The 15,327-nt window shown below is 41.5% G+C and carries 14 protein-coding genes and 1 tRNA gene; 8 read left to right on the forward strand and 7 right to left on the reverse strand.

Annotated elements, in window-relative coordinates; translation table 11 throughout:
- Positions 1-245: 245 nt before the first annotated feature.
- Positions 246-1,775, forward strand: coding sequence for a lysine--tRNA ligase (gene lysS / locus FTT86_RS00195; RefSeq protein WP_180180356.1), 1,530 nt, complete (start codon positions 246-248; stop codon positions 1,773-1,775).
- Between the two features lie 348 nt (positions 1,776-2,123).
- Here the strand turns inward: lysS and trpS are convergent, their stop codons facing one another.
- Entirely contained in the window at positions 2,124-3,137 is a 1,014-nt protein-coding gene (trpS, locus tag FTT86_RS00200) for a tryptophan--tRNA ligase (protein ID WP_004279419.1), read from the reverse strand.
- 189 nt (positions 3,138-3,326) lie between these two features.
- Here trpS and FTT86_RS00205 point away from each other — a divergent pair, with 189 nt between their 5' ends.
- Both FTT86_RS00205 and FTT86_RS00210 read left to right on the forward strand, forming a co-directional pair.
- Positions 3,327-4,253, forward strand: coding sequence for a DUF808 domain-containing protein (locus FTT86_RS00205; protein ID WP_180180357.1), 927 nt, complete (start codon positions 3,327-3,329; stop codon positions 4,251-4,253).
- Positions 4,254-4,301: 48 nt separating this feature from the next.
- Positions 4,302-5,207 carry a neutral zinc metallopeptidase gene (locus tag FTT86_RS00210; RefSeq protein ID WP_004279421.1) on the forward strand — a complete coding sequence of 302 codons (906 nt, stop codon included), beginning with the start codon at positions 4,302-4,304 and terminating at the stop codon, positions 5,205-5,207.
- 38 nt (positions 5,208-5,245) lie between these two features.
- On the opposite strand, the gene FTT86_RS00215 is transcribed toward FTT86_RS00210, so the two are convergent.
- Positions 5,246-5,800 carry a hypothetical protein gene (locus FTT86_RS00215; RefSeq protein WP_180180358.1) on the reverse strand — a complete coding sequence of 185 codons (555 nt, stop codon included), beginning with the start codon at positions 5,798-5,800 and terminating at the stop codon, positions 5,246-5,248.
- A 215-nt stretch (positions 5,801-6,015) separates the two neighbouring features.
- Here FTT86_RS00215 and FTT86_RS00220 point away from each other — a divergent pair, with 215 nt between their 5' ends.
- Together FTT86_RS00220 and FTT86_RS00225 are read left to right on the forward strand one after the other, a co-directional pair.
- Positions 6,016-7,515: a sodium:proton antiporter gene (locus FTT86_RS00220; RefSeq protein WP_004279423.1), complete on the forward strand. Its 1,500-nt coding sequence runs from the start codon at positions 6,016-6,018 to the stop codon at positions 7,513-7,515.
- Positions 7,516-7,674: 159 nt separating this feature from the next.
- Positions 7,675-8,016, forward strand: a complete 342-nt coding sequence (locus FTT86_RS00225; RefSeq protein ID WP_180180359.1) for an MGMT family protein — start codon at positions 7,675-7,677, stop codon at positions 8,014-8,016.
- A gap of 42 nt (positions 8,017-8,058) precedes the next feature.
- On the opposite strand, the gene FTT86_RS00230 is transcribed toward FTT86_RS00225, so the two are convergent.
- Together FTT86_RS00230 and FTT86_RS00235 are read right to left on the reverse strand one after the other, a co-directional pair.
- Positions 8,059-8,499 (reverse strand): universal stress protein, encoded by a 441-nt coding sequence (locus tag FTT86_RS00230; RefSeq protein WP_004279425.1) that lies wholly within the window; start codon positions 8,497-8,499, stop codon positions 8,059-8,061.
- A 240-nt stretch (positions 8,500-8,739) separates the two neighbouring features.
- Positions 8,740-9,144 carry a hypothetical protein gene (locus FTT86_RS00235; protein WP_180180360.1) on the reverse strand — a complete coding sequence of 135 codons (405 nt, stop codon included), beginning with the start codon at positions 9,142-9,144 and terminating at the stop codon, positions 8,740-8,742.
- A gap of 174 nt (positions 9,145-9,318) precedes the next feature.
- On the opposite strand from FTT86_RS00235, the gene FTT86_RS00240 reads away from it, so the two are divergent.
- A tRNA-Met gene (locus tag FTT86_RS00240) sits at positions 9,319-9,395 on the forward strand.
- Positions 9,396-9,614: 219 nt separating this feature from the next.
- Here FTT86_RS00240 and FTT86_RS00245 read toward each other — a convergent pair.
- From FTT86_RS00245 to gltA, 3 genes are all read right to left on the reverse strand, one after another.
- A complete protein-coding gene (locus FTT86_RS00245; protein WP_004730268.1) occupies positions 9,615-11,240 on the reverse strand; it encodes an NAD+ synthase in 1,626 nt (541 codons plus the stop codon).
- 373 nt (positions 11,241-11,613) lie between these two features.
- Positions 11,614-12,117, reverse strand: coding sequence for a hypothetical protein (locus FTT86_RS00250; RefSeq protein WP_004279428.1), 504 nt, complete (start codon positions 12,115-12,117; stop codon positions 11,614-11,616).
- A gap of 156 nt (positions 12,118-12,273) precedes the next feature.
- Positions 12,274-13,548, reverse strand: coding sequence for a citrate synthase (gene gltA / locus FTT86_RS00255; RefSeq protein WP_129717195.1), 1,275 nt, complete (start codon positions 13,546-13,548; stop codon positions 12,274-12,276).
- A gap of 1,005 nt (positions 13,549-14,553) precedes the next feature.
- Here gltA and sdhC point away from each other — a divergent pair.
- Together sdhC and sdhD are read left to right on the forward strand one after the other, a co-directional pair.
- Positions 14,554-14,952, forward strand: a complete 399-nt coding sequence (sdhC, locus tag FTT86_RS00260; protein WP_004279430.1) for a succinate dehydrogenase, cytochrome b556 subunit — start codon at positions 14,554-14,556, stop codon at positions 14,950-14,952.
- Positions 14,952-15,317: a succinate dehydrogenase, hydrophobic membrane anchor protein gene (gene sdhD, locus FTT86_RS00265; protein ID WP_004279431.1), complete on the forward strand. Its 366-nt coding sequence runs from the start codon at positions 14,952-14,954 to the stop codon at positions 15,315-15,317. Before sdhC ends, sdhD begins: the two co-directional genes overlap by 1 nt.
- Positions 15,318-15,327: the final 10 nt, after the last annotated feature.

Genomic DNA, 15,327 nt, shown 5'->3' on the forward strand with positions numbered 1-15,327 from the left:
ATTTTATATAAGACCTGTCTGTTTTAGACTTTAATCCCAAATGAGAGCAGCAGGGTGTTGCAAAAGGTTGAAGAAAGGCAATTTAAAAGAGTGACAGACGGGCTGAACCGAATGGTGTAAATAGCGGGATAGTGGATTCTTCCAAAGAAAAGCCGGTTCCTGAGAGTGTTTACGCTACGATTTGAGAAGGATTTCTGCTATTCTATGCAACTTCTATTTTTTAACTAATCTTATTCGAGGCAGAGATGACGCAAACTAACGCTCAATCGACTTCTGAACAAATCATTTCCGAAAACGATTTAATTGCACAGCGTCATGCCAAGTTAAAGCAAATCGAAGCTCAGGCACAAGAAACAGGTAAGAGCCCATGGCCGAATACCTTTAAGCGTGAGCATTATGCCCAGGATTTACAAGACCAGTTCGCTGATAAATCTAAAGAAGAAATTGAAGCAGGCGAAAAGGTCTACGTCAAAGTTGCCGGTCGTGTAATGTTGAACCGTGGTTCATTTATCGTGATCCAGGACATGACAGGTCGTATCCAGCTGTATGTGGCGCGTAAAGAACTCGCTGAAGATGTGCTGGCTACCATTAAAGGTCTGGACCTTGGCGATATCATTGCAGTCGAAGGTTATATCGGTCGTTCGGGTAAAGGCGATTTGTATGTACATATCGAACATTTTGAATTACTGACCAAATCATTGCGTCCACTTCCAGACAAGTTCCATGGTCTGAACGATACTGAAGTGAAGTATCGTAAACGTTATCTTGACCTGATCGTTAATGAAGAAACACGTAAAACTTTTGAAATTCGTGCCAAAGTTGTGGCGGGTATCCGTGCCTTCCTGACTGAAAAGCGCTATATGGAAGTTGAAACGCCAATGATGCATGTGATTCCAGGTGGTGCATCAGCACGTCCTTTTGAAACACATCATAATGCACTAGACATGTCATTGTTCCTGCGTATTGCGCCAGAGCTTTACTTGAAACGTTTGGTGGTTGGTGGTTTTGAACGTGTGTTTGAAATTAACCGTAACTTTCGTAACGAAGGTGTTTCTACGCGTCATAACCCTGAATTCACCATGATCGAATTCTATCAGGCTTATGCAGATTACAAAGATTTGATGGAATTAACCGAGCAAATGCTGGAACGTCTGGCAATTGATATCTTGGGTACGACTGACGTGCCTTATGGCGATGAAGTGTATAGCTTTAAAGGACCATTTAAGAAGATTTCAATGTTCGATGCGATTTTGGAAAATAACCCACAATTTACTCCTGAAAATGTCAATGACCGTGAGTTCTTGGCAAAATTCCTTCAGGAAGAATTGAAAGAGCAAGTGAAGCCAGGTTTTGGTCTGGGCAAACTGCAAACGATGGTATTTGAAGAAACTGTAGAAACTAAATTACGTCAGCCGACGTTCATTACCGAGTATCCAGCGGAAACTTCTCCATTGGCACGCCGTAATGATCACAATTCACACATTACCGACCGTTTTGAATTCTTCATCGGTGGCCGTGAGTTGGCCAATGGCTTCTCGGAATTGAATGATCCAATCGATCAGGCTGAACGTTTCCAGGCACAGGTTGCTGAAAAAGATGCTGGTGATGATGAAGCCATGCACTACGATGCAGACTTTGTAGAAGCATTGGAATACGGTCTTCCTCCAACAGCAGGTGAGGGTATTGGTATTGACCGTCTGGTGATGATCTTTGCCAATGCAGCAAGTATCCGCGATGTGATCTTGTTCCCGCATATGCGTCATAAAAATGCTTAAATGCTGAATTCAAAATAACCCGCTCTGGCGGGTTTTTTTATACTTGAAATAAAATAGATTCAAAAATTAAAGACAAAAAAAACGCAATGATTGGGGTTGTCATTGCGTAGAAAAAGGAACGTCTTTCAAACTACTTCATTAACTGTGGAGAGAGTTAAATCTGATTCCTTACTGAATATGACCATAATAGGACGCATTCTCATATGACTCATCAGTATTCATGTTAATACATGTTAAATAAGGTTAAAACTATGAAGATTATGTGGGGATATTTGCATCATTTTTGCGCAATTATAGTTTAAATAAAAAAGCCCTTCATCAGAAGAGCTTTTCAAAGCAATTTTATATTTAGAAATGGAATACGCCGAGGCCAGATTTAACTTCATCCAGTGTCGCCTGGGTAATATCGCGACATTTATCCGTACCAGTTTTTAGAATATCCATGATGTAATCCGGATCTTTAGCCAGTTCAATACGACGCTCACGAATTGGACCGATCAATTCTTTTAAAATGCTTTCCAGACGTTTTTTCACTGTACCATCGCCTAAACCACCACGACGATAATGGGCTTTAAGTTCTTCCAGCTCTTCTTTATTTGGATCGAAGGCATCTAGATAGGTGAATACCACGTTGCCTTCGACCTGACCTGGATCTTCAATACGTAAGTGATTCGGATCGGTATACATGGCATTGACGGCTTTCTTAATATCTTTATCTGTTGCATCTAGCACAATGGTATTGCCCAAAGATTTCGACATTTTTGCTTTACCATCAAAACCAGGTAGGCGACCAACATTGGAAAGTAGTGCCTTACATTCTGGTAACAGGTCATGACCAATTTGACGGTTTAAACGACGCACGATTTCGTTGGTCTGTTCGATCATTGGAATCTGATCTTCACCCACAGGAACTACAGTGGCCTTGAATGCCGTAATGTCAGCAGCTTGAGCCACCGGGTAGCACAAGAAACCGGCTGGAATATCACGCTCAAAACCACGCATCTGGATTTCAGATTTAATGGTTGGGTTACGCTCAAGACGTGAAACCGTCACGAAATTGAGGTAAAGCATGGTCAGTTCATTTAGTGCTGGCAGGCATGACTGCACACAAATTGTGGTTTTAGTTGGATCAATACCGACAGCCAGATAATCCGTCGCCACTTCAATAATGTTACGACGTACTTTTTCAAAATTGTCCGCATTATCGGTCAGGGCTTGAGCATCAGCGAGTAACAAGTGTTGATGGTGAGAATCTTGCAGACCTACACGAGAGCGTAATGAACCCACAAAGTGGCCGAGGTGGAGTTGTCCGGTAGGACGGTCGCCCGTCAAGATCACTGGACGATTATCTTGATTACTCATTATCTATTCCAAAGGGTAGTCAGTACTACAGCTATATTTTAACGAATGGCAACATTGTACGGCATTCTGTTTTTGATTGTCAGCCAGAAAAAAAGCTGTCGTAAAAAAATCTTATAAATTAAACAAGTGAATACAATATTTTTAACAATTTTGATTAAACTAGGTGGAAAGAAGATAAGGATAATAAGTATGGCGAGCAGTTTATTACTATTATTAGATGATATTGCTACAGTCCTGGATGATGTCGCTGTCATGAGCAAAATGGCAGCAAAAAAAACGGCAGGCGTTCTCGGTGATGATCTGGCTTTAAATGCGCAGCAAGTGACAGGTGTGCGGGCTGATCGTGAATTACCGGTGGTCTGGAAAGTTGCCAAAGGTTCTTTTGTCAATAAACTGATTTTGGTGCCGCTGGCATTATTAATCAGCTTTATTGCAGGTTGGCTGATTAATCCCTTGTTGGTACTGGGTGGTTTGTTTTTGTGTTATGAAGGCGTGGAAAAAATTATTCATACCTTGCATACACCGAAGGCCAAGGACGCGGAACAGGCGCGTGAACAATTGATCCATACGGAAATAGATTTGCACCAGTTTGAAAATGAAAAAGTCAAAGGTGCTATTCGCACTGACTTTATCCTGTCTGCTGAAATTATCGTGATTACTTTGGGAACGGTCGCCGCAGCCTCGATGCTGACCAAAGTGACTGTTTTAAGCCTGATCGCGGTGGTGATGACCATTGGTGTTTATGGTTTTGTTGCGCTGATTGTCAAACTGGATGATATCGGTCTGCATCTGACTGAACAGCAGTCTGATTTTAAAAAAAAAATAGGACGTGGCTTGTTGGCATTTGCCCCGATCTTAATGAAAATTCTCTCCATTGTTGGGACCGCTGCGATGTTTCTGGTGGGCGGTGGAATTATTAACCATGCTATTCCTTTTATTCATCACTTTACTGAAGACAGTGTGGCCTATGTGCAGGATATTCCTAGCATCGGTAACATTGTTGGTGCCGTGACGCCGACCTTGATTAATTTCGCAGTAGGAATTTTAGCGGGTCTGCTGGTGATGCTGGTCATCAGCCTGATTAAGAAAATCTGGCCTAAATCATCAAAAGCTTAAGGTGTGGAAATATCTGGATATTGAGCAGATTAAGAAAAGGAAAAGACTATGCGTTGGAAAGGTCGTCGTGTCAGTAGCAATGTAGAAGACCGTCGCGGTGGTGGTGCCAAAGCTGGCGGAATCAGTATTGTTGGGTTGATTGTAGCCTTTGTGGCCTGGAAGTTTTTTGGTGTCGATCCACAGCAGGCTTATCAAACCACCAAGCAGGTCACTCAGGGTGTATCGGGTGCGGCAGAAACACGTGGCCTGGAAAATCCCACGCCAGAACAGCAGGAGTCGATTGATTTTGTTGGAACTGTATTGGCAGATACTGAAGATACCTGGAATCAGGTGTTTCAGCAGCAGTTAAATCAGCAGTATGTCCCACCGAAACTGGTGTTGTTTAACGGCATCGTGAATTCTGGTTGTGGTACTGCTCAGGCGGCGATGGGGCCTTTCTACTGCCCGACAGACCAGAAAGTGTATATCGATACTGCATTCTTTAAAGATATGCGTACCCAAATGGGCATTACCGGAGAACAGAATGCCACCGAACTTTCCCGTAATGATCAGGCGGGGGATTTTGCGCTGGCCTATGTCGTGGCCCATGAAGTGGGGCATCATATCCAGACGATTTTAGGTATTTCTTCTCAAGTACAGCAAGCACGTCAGCAAGCAAGCGAAGTGCAAAGTAATCAGCTTTCAGTGCGTCAGGAATTGCAGGCAGACTGTCTGGCCGGTGTCTGGGCTTACCATAATCATGAACGTACCCAATTTTTGGAACAGGGTGATGTGCAGGAAGCGATGGATGCAGCCCATAAAATTGGCGATGACTATTTACAGAAACGTGCTCGCGGACAGGTGGTGCCGGACAGCTTTACTCATGGCAGCAGCGCGCAGCGGGTACAATGGTTTAATACCGGCTTGAAATCCGGTCAGGTTGCGAATTGTGATACCTTCAATCAAAATATTTAAATGACTTCGATAAAAAAAAGGAGCAGATGCTCCTTTTTTTATTTATTCAGAAAACGCTGGAAGTTTCTTAATATTTTTATACTGACAAATAAGGCAGCCAAAGCAAACAGGGCAATTGCAAAGACTGTATATTTGAGGTTGCTCATGTCATTTTGATAAAACTGCTGAATATCTTGTTTGTTATATTCTAAAGCAGTTGCTTTGCCGGTCCGGCTATCTCTGAACTGGATTTTTTCAATATAGAACAGATTCCCCGCTTTGATTAAGTCAACGCTCTGGATTTGTCGGGTATGCGATTGATTGTCTTCATCGCTACATAAAGCGCTGTAATGCTCACAATTGATTTTGGCCACATAACCATTTCCTGCAATCAGAATAAAAATGGCATTGTCCGGTCGCTGGTTATTGGACACCAATACATACTGCTCCCCGGTTGAACTTTTTAAGGGAATGCTGGTGGCTTGCTGATAATGCTGTTCTGCTTGCAGAATTTCCTGAATTTTAGCAAAGCAGGTAAAACATAAGGACAACGTGATCAGAAAAATCACGCTGGCAAAACAGAGACGAAAAATGGTTTTGACAGTTTGATGCATGGGAGAAAAATTCAAAATAGAATGATGGGAAAGCAAAAGCCGAGTGCTGACCTGTATGTTAAATCATCATTCGAAAATACTGAAAAGAAACTTAACTCAATTCGATAAAAAACGGACTAAACTTATTTTGCCAGAATACCTTGCTATTCAAATCTCTATTTTAACAACGCCTCTCGGCGCATAGTGCTCCATCTCGCCCGATTTTAGGAAACCGAATGGGAAATTTCTTTTTTCTTCAGCTACTCACAGTCGTATTTGCCTTGTCCATTGCTACGACGATGTTTAATAAGCGTGTTTTAGGCTTTCCACAAGCGATCGGGGTTCCGATTGTGTCGGCAATCTTTGTTTTCATTTTGCAGTGGGGCGCCAGTTTACTGCATGGCAATCCATTCTTTAGCATCAATATTGACAATATCGAGCAGGCTGTTCGTCATGTGGATTTTTATGATTTTCTGATCAATGGTGTGATTTGCTTTATTCTGACCTCATCTGCGCTGAAGTTTAAGGTTTCAGATTTGCGTAACCACTGGCGGCCGATCAGTATTCTGGCTGGTCTGGCTTTGGTGTTCTGTGCAGTGTTCTTTGGCGTGGTGTTGTATGGTTATCAGTTCCTGATTGGTAAGCATGTTGACCTGCTGGTTTTGCTCTTGCTAGGGGCGGCCTTGGGCGCCACAGATCCGATCGGCATCAAAGGAGTATTGAGTTCGGTTCGCGCACCGCATCATTTGATCGTTAAATTGGAAGGCGAATCGCTTTTTAATGATGCAATGTGTATTGCCTTATTTATGACCCTACTCAATGTCTTGCAAGGTGAAAACTTTACGGTACTGGCAGTGCTGCAAACCTTGCTTTATGAGATTGTCGTGGCGGTGCTGATTGGTCTCGGATTCGGTTTTGCGATCTTGCGGATTTTGCGCGGTAAGCATGAAATGGAATCTCTGATTTTGACCACGGCCTTGCTGGCTTGTGGTTCCTATCTGGTGGCTTTGCTGGCACATGCTTCCGCGCCAATTGCCTGTGTGATTGGTGGTTTGATTGTTGGTAATAAATGGAAAGAAATCCTGGCAGATGCTGAAATTGGTGACGTTAATCATTTCTGGCATACGGTTGAGGGAATTATCAATTCATTCCTGTTTACCCTGATCGGTCTGGAGTTGTTTATTCTAGACTTGAGCACCAGTCTGGTTCTGGGCGGGATGGTGGCCTTTGTGATTCTGCATTTGGCTCGTTTTGCAGCCAACTATCTGGCCTTTGCCATGTTCCCAAAAGTCAGCAAGAAAAGCTATAACGGTAGTTTGACCATCCTGTCTTGGGGCGGAGTACGTGGCGGGATTTCTTTGGCCTTAATTCTGGCGGTCGCCAATATTCCTCAGCTGGAAGCCTATAGCAGTATTCTGGTGGGCTATACCTTTATTGTGGTGCTATTATCCGGTGTGGTATGTGGCTTGGGTCTGCCTGCGGTGATGAATGCATTTTATTATAATCCCAATGAAGAAACGCAGGGCTTTAAAGGCTGGTATCAACGTATGTGCCACAAGTTGAACCGTAAGGGCTTTCGCTATATTGTCGGGGAAGATGCCAAAGGAAATGAGACCATCACTATCTTTCAGCCAGAGATTCTGATTGATCAGAAAGATGCAGATGGCGTCGCCACGGTGCATCATCCAGATAAGGTTCAGGAAGTAAAACGCTTAGAAAATCCGGATAATTTCTAAAGTTAAAACTTAGAATCTCAATATGCTATGGATTTGTTGTTAGTGAGCTGAGATCGCTTGGGTTAGCGTATTTCATCAGGCTTGATTATTTTCATCTAGCTTTTTGTGGATAGGTTGAGGTGTGATCTTTTATTTAAATGAGCTATTAATGAGATGAAAATGACCCAGACAAGTTCCGCCAGTCAGGAAATGGCAGAAATGATTTTGGCTGTGGTCAATCAGATTCCATATGCCAAAGTTGCCACCTACGGACAGATTGCCAGACTGGCAGGTTTGCCCAAACATGCGCGATTAGTCGGTCGGGTGCTAAGTCATCTAAATGCGGACACCGATATTCCCTGGTATCGGGTGATCAATGCTCAAGCGAAAATCAGTGTGAAGCAACTGGACGAACATGGCCAGAATATCCAGCAGCAAAAACTTATGCAGGAAGGAATTTTTCTTAAAGGTGATCGCGTGGATTTAAAATGCTATCAATGGGATGGTCTGGTCGAGATATAAAAAAGTCCCCACTTGGTGAAAAGTGGGGATTTTAAGGCTTATTTAGTTGCGAATCACCATCACTGGAATATCTGCTTGGCCTAAAATGCTTTGCGCTACGCTGCCAAGGAACAGTTTTTTAAAGCCAGTACGGCCATGAGAACCAATCACGATCAGGTCAGAATTTAAATCTTTAGCTGCTTTGACAATCTCGCTATAAATCACCTGACCCTCAAGGAGCTGTGTATCCACTTCAACACCGGCACCAGAGAATTTTGCTTTGGCTTCATCCAGCGTTTTCAGGATGGAAGTGCGGGCACGTTCAATCAGGTCATTGGTTTGTGCCGCAGAGATATATTCCGCAGCGATATAAGGGTCCAGTGCCAGCACTTGAACCACTGTGACTTTACTGTTAAATGCTTTGGCAATTTCTACAGCTTTATCCACTGCAGCATACGATGTTTCTGAACCGTCAACAGGTACTAAAATATGTTCAAAAGGCATTAGAATTCTCCTAAGGGGAATTTAGAGTTATAAAATTATGACGCGTTAAACCGGGTACGAATAGTTGTTTATACTTTGATCATAGCCTGTATTGTATAAAAATAAAACCAAGTAAATACATAGGTATAATGTCTAATAGATTAAAGAATGAAGCACCTGTTTAGAGCTATTGAACAGAGTTATTTATTTAGCCTAAGTTAATAATTTATATGTAATTAATGTGATAGCCTAAGACAGTGATTAATCACATCGAATAGAGGTCGGGTCTAATTTTATTTGCGGTGACAGCTGTTCATAGCGATTTAAAATTGTTTGAGTTTCACCTGCATAAATTTTTTGCTGTAGCTGCTGGATTTTATGTTCTGTCACATGCAAGCGCGCACAATGTAATGCAATCTGATTTTCCCAGGTTACCGCCAGTCGTTGAGGCTGCTCATATTCCGGATAGCGCTCGATTTTCTGCTGTGCTCTGCTGAGTTGTGCCAAAGATCGTTTTTGCTGCATGCTCATCAGTTGCTGCTGATTAATCCACTGTGCCACATCACGTCTGACGCCATTATAATCTACGAAAATAGGCGTGATGATCTGGCAGGCACTCAGGCTTGAAAGGCCAATGAGTAAAATAGATATTTTGATTTTATACATCTAAAGAATCCTCGAAGAATTAAAGGGTGCTATGAATGCGTGAATTACATACTAAAAAACCTTTTTTGTTTAAAATTTAAAAGTTTATTCCGTATTTGCATAAAGACTGAACATTTGTGTTTTAAAATGCTTGACGATAGAAGCTGAAATTACGATAATGCGCACACAGTTTACGGCTATGTAGCTCAGTTGGTTAGAGCACCGCACTCATAATGCGGGGGTCACAAGTTCAAGTCTCGTCATAGCCACCATTTTAAAAGACCAAGCTCTCAGCTTGGTCTCTTTTTTTGTCTTTTAAAAAGTACTGCAAACTATAAAAAATATTTGAAGCATCCACTAATTTTTTCAGATTTCTCAAAACATCATTTTTCCTTCTTAATGTTGGGGCTATTCTTCATTTTACTGCCGCATAAAAAAATCGTCCAAGCATTCACTTGGACGATTCTGATTTACATCATTGAAAACAGAATTTAGCTACCTGCTTTCCAGCCATTCACGATTGGATAACGACGCTCACGGCCATAAGAACGTGAACTGATACGTGGCCCAATGGCACCTTGGCGGCGCTTGTACTCATTGATATCAACTAGACGAATCACTTTTTTCACGACTTCAGCATCAAAGCCTTTGGCAATGATATCGTCTTGACTCATATCTTCTTCAATATAAGAGTACAAGATCGCATCTAGAATGTCATAGGCAGGTAAAGAGTCTTGATCGACCTGATCTGGACGCAGTTCTGCTGAAGGTGGACGGGTAATCACACGTTCCGGAATCACTGGAGTTTCTGAAATGCTGTTACGATATTTCGCCAGTTCAAACACAATGGTTTTATACACATCTTTCAGAACTGCATAACCACCGACCATATCGCCATACAGGGTGCAATAACCGACAGCTAGTTCAGATTTATTACCGGTTGCCAGCACCAGATTACCGAATTTGTTAGACAGAGCCATCAACAAGGTGCCACGTGAACGTGCTTGCAGGTTTTCCTCGGTGGCATCGACTGGAGCATTACCAAAGAATGGGAATAGCACCTGCATAAAGCCGCTTACCACAGGGTTAATTTCAGCAATACCGAAAGTCACGCCCATATTTTTGGCTTGAGCTGCTGCATCTTCTACACTGATTTGTGCAGTATAGGTATAAGGCATCATCACAGCCTGAACTTTGTCTGCGCCAAGCGCATCTACAGCAATCGCTAGGGTCAGGGCAGAGTCAATGCCGCCAGACAGTCCCAGAATCACACCTGGGAAGCCAGAACGCTGTACATAATCACGTGTAGCCATGACCAGGCTTTGATAAATCTCAGCCATGGTGTCTAAAGCAGGTGCAATTGCACCTTTACTGAATTGCAGTTGTTCAGCATTAAATTCTGCAATTGCCAGATTTTCCTGGAAAGTTGGTGCCTGTAAAGCCACCTCGCCAGATTTGTTGAGCACAAAACTGGTACCGTCAAAGATCAGATCATCCTGACCACCGACCTGATTACAGTACACCAGATTGATATTCAGCTGTTTGACCAAGGCCGCCATGGTTTCAATGCGATGTTGTGGTTTACCCACTTCATATGGCGATGCATTCAGTACCAAAGCTGTGTCGATATTCAATTTTGCCAGTTGCTGAACAGTGGCTAAAGACCAGACATCTTCACAGATCAGTACGCCAAATTTATGTCCAAGATACTCAAAAACCAGATGCTGATGACCTTCGCCAAAATAACGCTTTTCATCAAATACGCCATAGTTTGGCAACACTTGCTTGTTATAAACACCCAGTACTTCGCCATCTTTCATGACAGCAGCCGAGTTATAACGCTGACCATCTTCAGTTTGATTAACAAAACCAAAGACCATGACAATATCTTTTACTTCAGTCAGTTTTTCAAAAGCAGCTTTGGTGCGTTTCACCAGGCTCGGGCGAATTAATAAGTCTTCTGCAGGGTAGCCCAGCGTTGAAAGTTCAGGAAAGATAATCAGATCCGCTTTATCTTTTTTAGCCTGATTGGCCAGATCAATCATTTTTTGCGTATTTGCATCCAGATTGCCCACATGTGGAGAGAATTGAGCAATCGCAATTTTAAAACTTTTCATTCCAAGTAAATCCTATTCCTATAGGTTGATACACTAAATTACTGATTTTTATAATTCTAATTATTCAGTTGAGTGCACTTCGATATTCATAAAATGCCAAATGGCTTAAATAAAAAAACTTTTTATCGCATGATTATTGAATCTTAATGTGCGATGCAAAATAATCATACCGGCCTATTTTATCGAAATTTTATCGATAAGCTAGAGTTGATTTAGCAGAACAGGCATTGAGTGAAAAAAGTTATTATATAAAATTAGAAAATATGCTGATTTTTTATGCATCTAGGCTTATGTAGATTTAAAGACTGAAATCTAAATTTTGGCTTTTAAAATATGCCTTAGCTATATTGTTTGGAATTAAACTGATTAAATATCATCTGTTTATTTTTGGATTTAAAATAATATTCGGAATTTTTTTTAGAAAAATATCCCGGGCAATATCGCCTTGCTGTTCAATATTGTAGGTTGAAAATGATTTGTTGGGATTAAATTGATATTTGTACGGATTATATTTTCCCAAGCTGAGAAAATAAGCACTTTGTAAAAATGCCCCTTTTAAAAGCACATTGATCTGACATTGGTGTTGATAAATATGCGCCATCTCATGAATAAATAGTGCCTGATAAGATAAACTCTCGCGCGAATAATCTTCCCGATAATTTAAATTGCGTACATGTATGTAGCCACTCGGCGCCATAATGACATGTTTGGATTGCCAAGGTAGGTAAGGGTGATTCATGATTTTAACGCGGGAATAATCGATCAGGTTGCCAAATACCTGTTGGGAAATTTTGATTTCACCAGGCGTTAAACTGCGGCACTTAAACTGTTCAAAACGAACCAGTCTCAAAATAAAGGGCAGAAAATACAACAGCATTCAATATATATCCTGTTTTTAGGTGACTTAATCCGTGAATATGATTTTGATATGCTAATTTTAAAACGTTTCAGGTCAATTTTTTGTAGGCTTTTGTCAGCACTAAAAAAACCACCCAGGCGGGTGGTTTTTTTAAGTCTTTCGACGCGGTTCGAATTAACGAACGATATCGCGTTGAACTTCGCCAGTGTAAAGCTGACGAGGACGACCGATCTTGTAAGGACCGCTGTGCATTTCTAACCAGTGGCTGATCCAGCCAACAGTACGTGCAAGCGCGAAGATCACAGTAAACATTTCAGTCGGGATACCAATCGCTTTAAGGATGATACCCGAGTAGAAGTCTACGTTCGGGTAAAGGTTACGCTTGATGAAGTATTCGTCAGAAAGTGCGATACGTTCAAGTTCCATAGCCAATGCAAGCTGTGGATCATTGATGCCAAGTGCACCAAGAACTTCGTCACAAGTTTCTTTCATTACTTTCGCACGTGGATCGAAGTTTTTGTAAACTCGGTGACCGAAGCCCATCAGTTTAACTTCTTTAGTCTTCACTTTTTCCATGAAGCCAGCAACGTTTTCTACAGTGCCGATTTCGTCAAGCATCTTAAGAACAGCTTCGTTCGCGCCGCCGTGAGCAGGGCCCCAAAGTGCAGAGATACCAGCAGCGATACATGCATACGGATTCGCACCGGTAGAACCAGCTAAACGTACTGTAGACGTAGACGCATTTTGTTCGTGGTCAGCATGAAGCGTGAAGATACGGTCCATTGCTTTTGCAAGAATTGGATCAACTTTATAATCACGGTCTGCAGGAGTAGCAAACATCATGTGCAGGAAGTTTTCTGCATAACCAAGGTCGTTACGTGGGTAAACGAATGGTTGACCGATGGTGTACTTGTAGCTCCAAGCCGCCAGCGTAGGAATCTTCGCGATTAAACGAATTGCAGTGATTTCACGGTGGTTCACATCTTCGATGTCAAGGTTGTTGTGATAGAACGCAGACAACGCACCAACCACACCTACCATGATCGCCATAGGATGCGCATCACGACGGAAACCATTGTAGAAACGGCTAACTTGATCGTGAACCATTGTATGGTTACGTACTTTAGCGTCAAATTCTTCTTTTTGCTCAGTAGTTGGAAGTTCGCCATTTAACAATAAATAGCAAGTTTCCAAGTAATCAGCTTTAGTCGCCAATTGATCGATTGGGTAGCCACGGTGTAAAAGTACACCTTTGTTACCATCGATGAACGTGATTTTAGACTCGCACGCAGCTGTCGCCATAAAACCAGGATCAAAAGTAAAGTGACCTGCAGCCAACACATCTTTAACGTCGATTACATCTGGGCCCAATGTGCCGCTGTAAATTGGTAGTTCAATTTCTTTGCCATCAAGCTGTAAAACGGCTTTCTTGCCAGTTGCTTCAGACATTCAATAGATCTCCTGTCCTGGTGAATGTATATCCGCTTTGTCTATCAATCTTTTAATGCACAAAACGGACGGATCAAAAATTTGCTATAAGATTAGTGAGTACTGAAATTTTGTCAATTATACTTATGGATGAAAAATGACGGCCGCACAGCAGTTTAGTCACATTCGCTCAGTATAAAAAGTTCAGTAAAATCACAGCATCAAACCTCTATAATAAGTCAAATTGATGCAGAGGTGCAGAAAAAAATAGACTGCTTGGGGCATTTGTAAGCGTTTTTTCCTAGCAAGAAATGCGGGCGAAAATAGTGAAAGATTAAGGTGAGCATGCTTAAAACTATATAAATCTCATAACTTACATCGTTTTTGCCAAGCTGAATTTAACAGGTAGAATTATAAATAAAAGCAATTAATTGAATTTTGAATATGGTTCAATTGATTAAAAAGTAGCTTAATAAATGGCCAGTTTTGCAGCAAAGGTAAGCAGTATAAAAATAAATGAATGATTTTTTGAATCTAAATGCTTCAAATCGATTGAAAAACCCATCGTGTGGTGTACTAAGTCGCTATTTAACATCAGGTTATCTGAATCACTGCGCTGCTGATGAATTGGGGCAATTGGTCTGTTAAATCTAGACACTTGATTTAAATCTGAATTAAAAAGAGATTTAAATAATATTTGTGATGGAACTGTGCATCTTTAGTCTAAAACTCAAACATGATCCTGTAGGCTGAAAACCGAGTAAATTAATCATCTTAATTATTTAAAAACAATCATATAGATAGGAATTGAAAGGGTGGAATAATATATAAAGTCTGACTTATTGTTGTTAATGATTCTTATTTAATGGTTTTTTATCCAAAAAGCCAAATTCAGCCGTTTGTATTTTAATAGTTCACGTTTTATAATTCAGTGTCGTTTTGATTTTAGGCATGTATTTGCCTGAGAATGCCAGCTTTCCTTCGAATTAATTCCAACAAACTCCGGATGGAGTTTTTACTTACAGGATGCCCGCTGTGAAAAGCAACAGACCTGTCAATTTGTCCATGGGTCAAGTTTTAGAAGTAAACTTAAAATCACCCGTGGCTATTGCATCAATTCTACACCGTCTTTCAGGTGTTATCGTATTCTTACTCGTACCGGTCCTTCTATGGATTTTAGACAAGTCATTGTCTTCGCCTGAAGGTTTTGCGCAAGTTCAAGAAATCTTTAACGGTTTCATTGTTCGCTTTATTGTATGGGTATTTGTCGCCGGCATGATTTTTCACTTTATTGCGGGTGTTAAGCATTTACTTGCTGACATTGGCGTTGCTGAAGAACTAGAAAGTGGCCGTGTTGCATCTACTATCGCATTAATCTTGTCTGCAATCGGTATTGTTGCAGCATTTGTATGGATCGTACTCTAATGAAAAGCGCTACTGGTTTAACAGGTTCAGGTTCTCGCGATTGGTTTCTCCAACGTGTCAGTGCTGTAGTTCTAGCTGTTTATACCGTTGTTGTACTGGGTTGGATTCTACTGAATGGTGGTTTCAACTTTGAACAGTGGTACGGCTTTATGATGACAGTTCCAATGAAGATCATGTCTTTGTTGGCGGTCTTATCTCTTGTTGCACACGCATGGATCGGCATGTGGCAGGTATTCACGGATTATGTGACTACTCGTCAAATGGGTCCTTCAGCTTCAGGTTTACGCCTTGTACTGACTTCAGCAGTGATCATTGCTGTACTTGCATATGCAATCTGGGCGATCCAGATTTTTTGGGCGAATTGATAGGAAACAA

Source organism: Acinetobacter sp. YH01021 (assembly GCF_013420255.1).
In the GTDB taxonomy this organism is placed as follows: domain Bacteria; phylum Pseudomonadota; class Gammaproteobacteria; order Pseudomonadales; family Moraxellaceae; genus Acinetobacter.

What these genes read in the sequence shown, in the direction of transcription:
- lysS (WP_180180356.1), top strand. Translation starts at nt 246, where the DNA reads ATGACGCAAACTAACGCTCAATCGACTTCTGAACAAATCATTTCCGAA.
- trpS (WP_004279419.1), bottom strand. Translation starts at nt 3,137, where the DNA reads ATGAGTAATCAAGATAATCGTCCAGTGATCTTGACGGGCGACCGTCCT.
- FTT86_RS00205 (WP_180180357.1), top strand. Translation starts at nt 3,327, where the DNA reads ATGGCGAGCAGTTTATTACTATTATTAGATGATATTGCTACAGTCCTG.
- FTT86_RS00210 (WP_004279421.1), top strand. Translation starts at nt 4,302, where the DNA reads ATGCGTTGGAAAGGTCGTCGTGTCAGTAGCAATGTAGAAGACCGTCGC.
- FTT86_RS00215 (WP_180180358.1), bottom strand. Translation starts at nt 5,800, where the DNA reads ATGCATCAAACTGTCAAAACCATTTTTCGTCTCTGTTTTGCCAGCGTG.
- FTT86_RS00220 (WP_004279423.1), top strand. Translation starts at nt 6,016, where the DNA reads ATGGGAAATTTCTTTTTTCTTCAGCTACTCACAGTCGTATTTGCCTTG.
- FTT86_RS00225 (WP_180180359.1), top strand. Translation starts at nt 7,675, where the DNA reads ATGACCCAGACAAGTTCCGCCAGTCAGGAAATGGCAGAAATGATTTTG.
- FTT86_RS00230 (WP_004279425.1), bottom strand. Translation starts at nt 8,499, where the DNA reads ATGCCTTTTGAACATATTTTAGTACCTGTTGACGGTTCAGAAACATCG.
- FTT86_RS00235 (WP_180180360.1), bottom strand. Translation starts at nt 9,144, where the DNA reads ATGTATAAAATCAAAATATCTATTTTACTCATTGGCCTTTCAAGCCTG.
- FTT86_RS00245 (WP_004730268.1), bottom strand. Translation starts at nt 11,240, where the DNA reads ATGAAAAGTTTTAAAATTGCGATTGCTCAATTCTCTCCACATGTGGGC.
- FTT86_RS00250 (WP_004279428.1), bottom strand. Translation starts at nt 12,117, where the DNA reads ATGCTGTTGTATTTTCTGCCCTTTATTTTGAGACTGGTTCGTTTTGAA.
- gltA (WP_129717195.1), bottom strand. Translation starts at nt 13,548, where the DNA reads ATGTCTGAAGCAACTGGCAAGAAAGCCGTTTTACAGCTTGATGGCAAA.
- sdhC (WP_004279430.1), top strand. Translation starts at nt 14,554, where the DNA reads ATGCCCGCTGTGAAAAGCAACAGACCTGTCAATTTGTCCATGGGTCAA.
- sdhD (WP_004279431.1), top strand. Translation starts at nt 14,952, where the DNA reads ATGAAAAGCGCTACTGGTTTAACAGGTTCAGGTTCTCGCGATTGGTTT.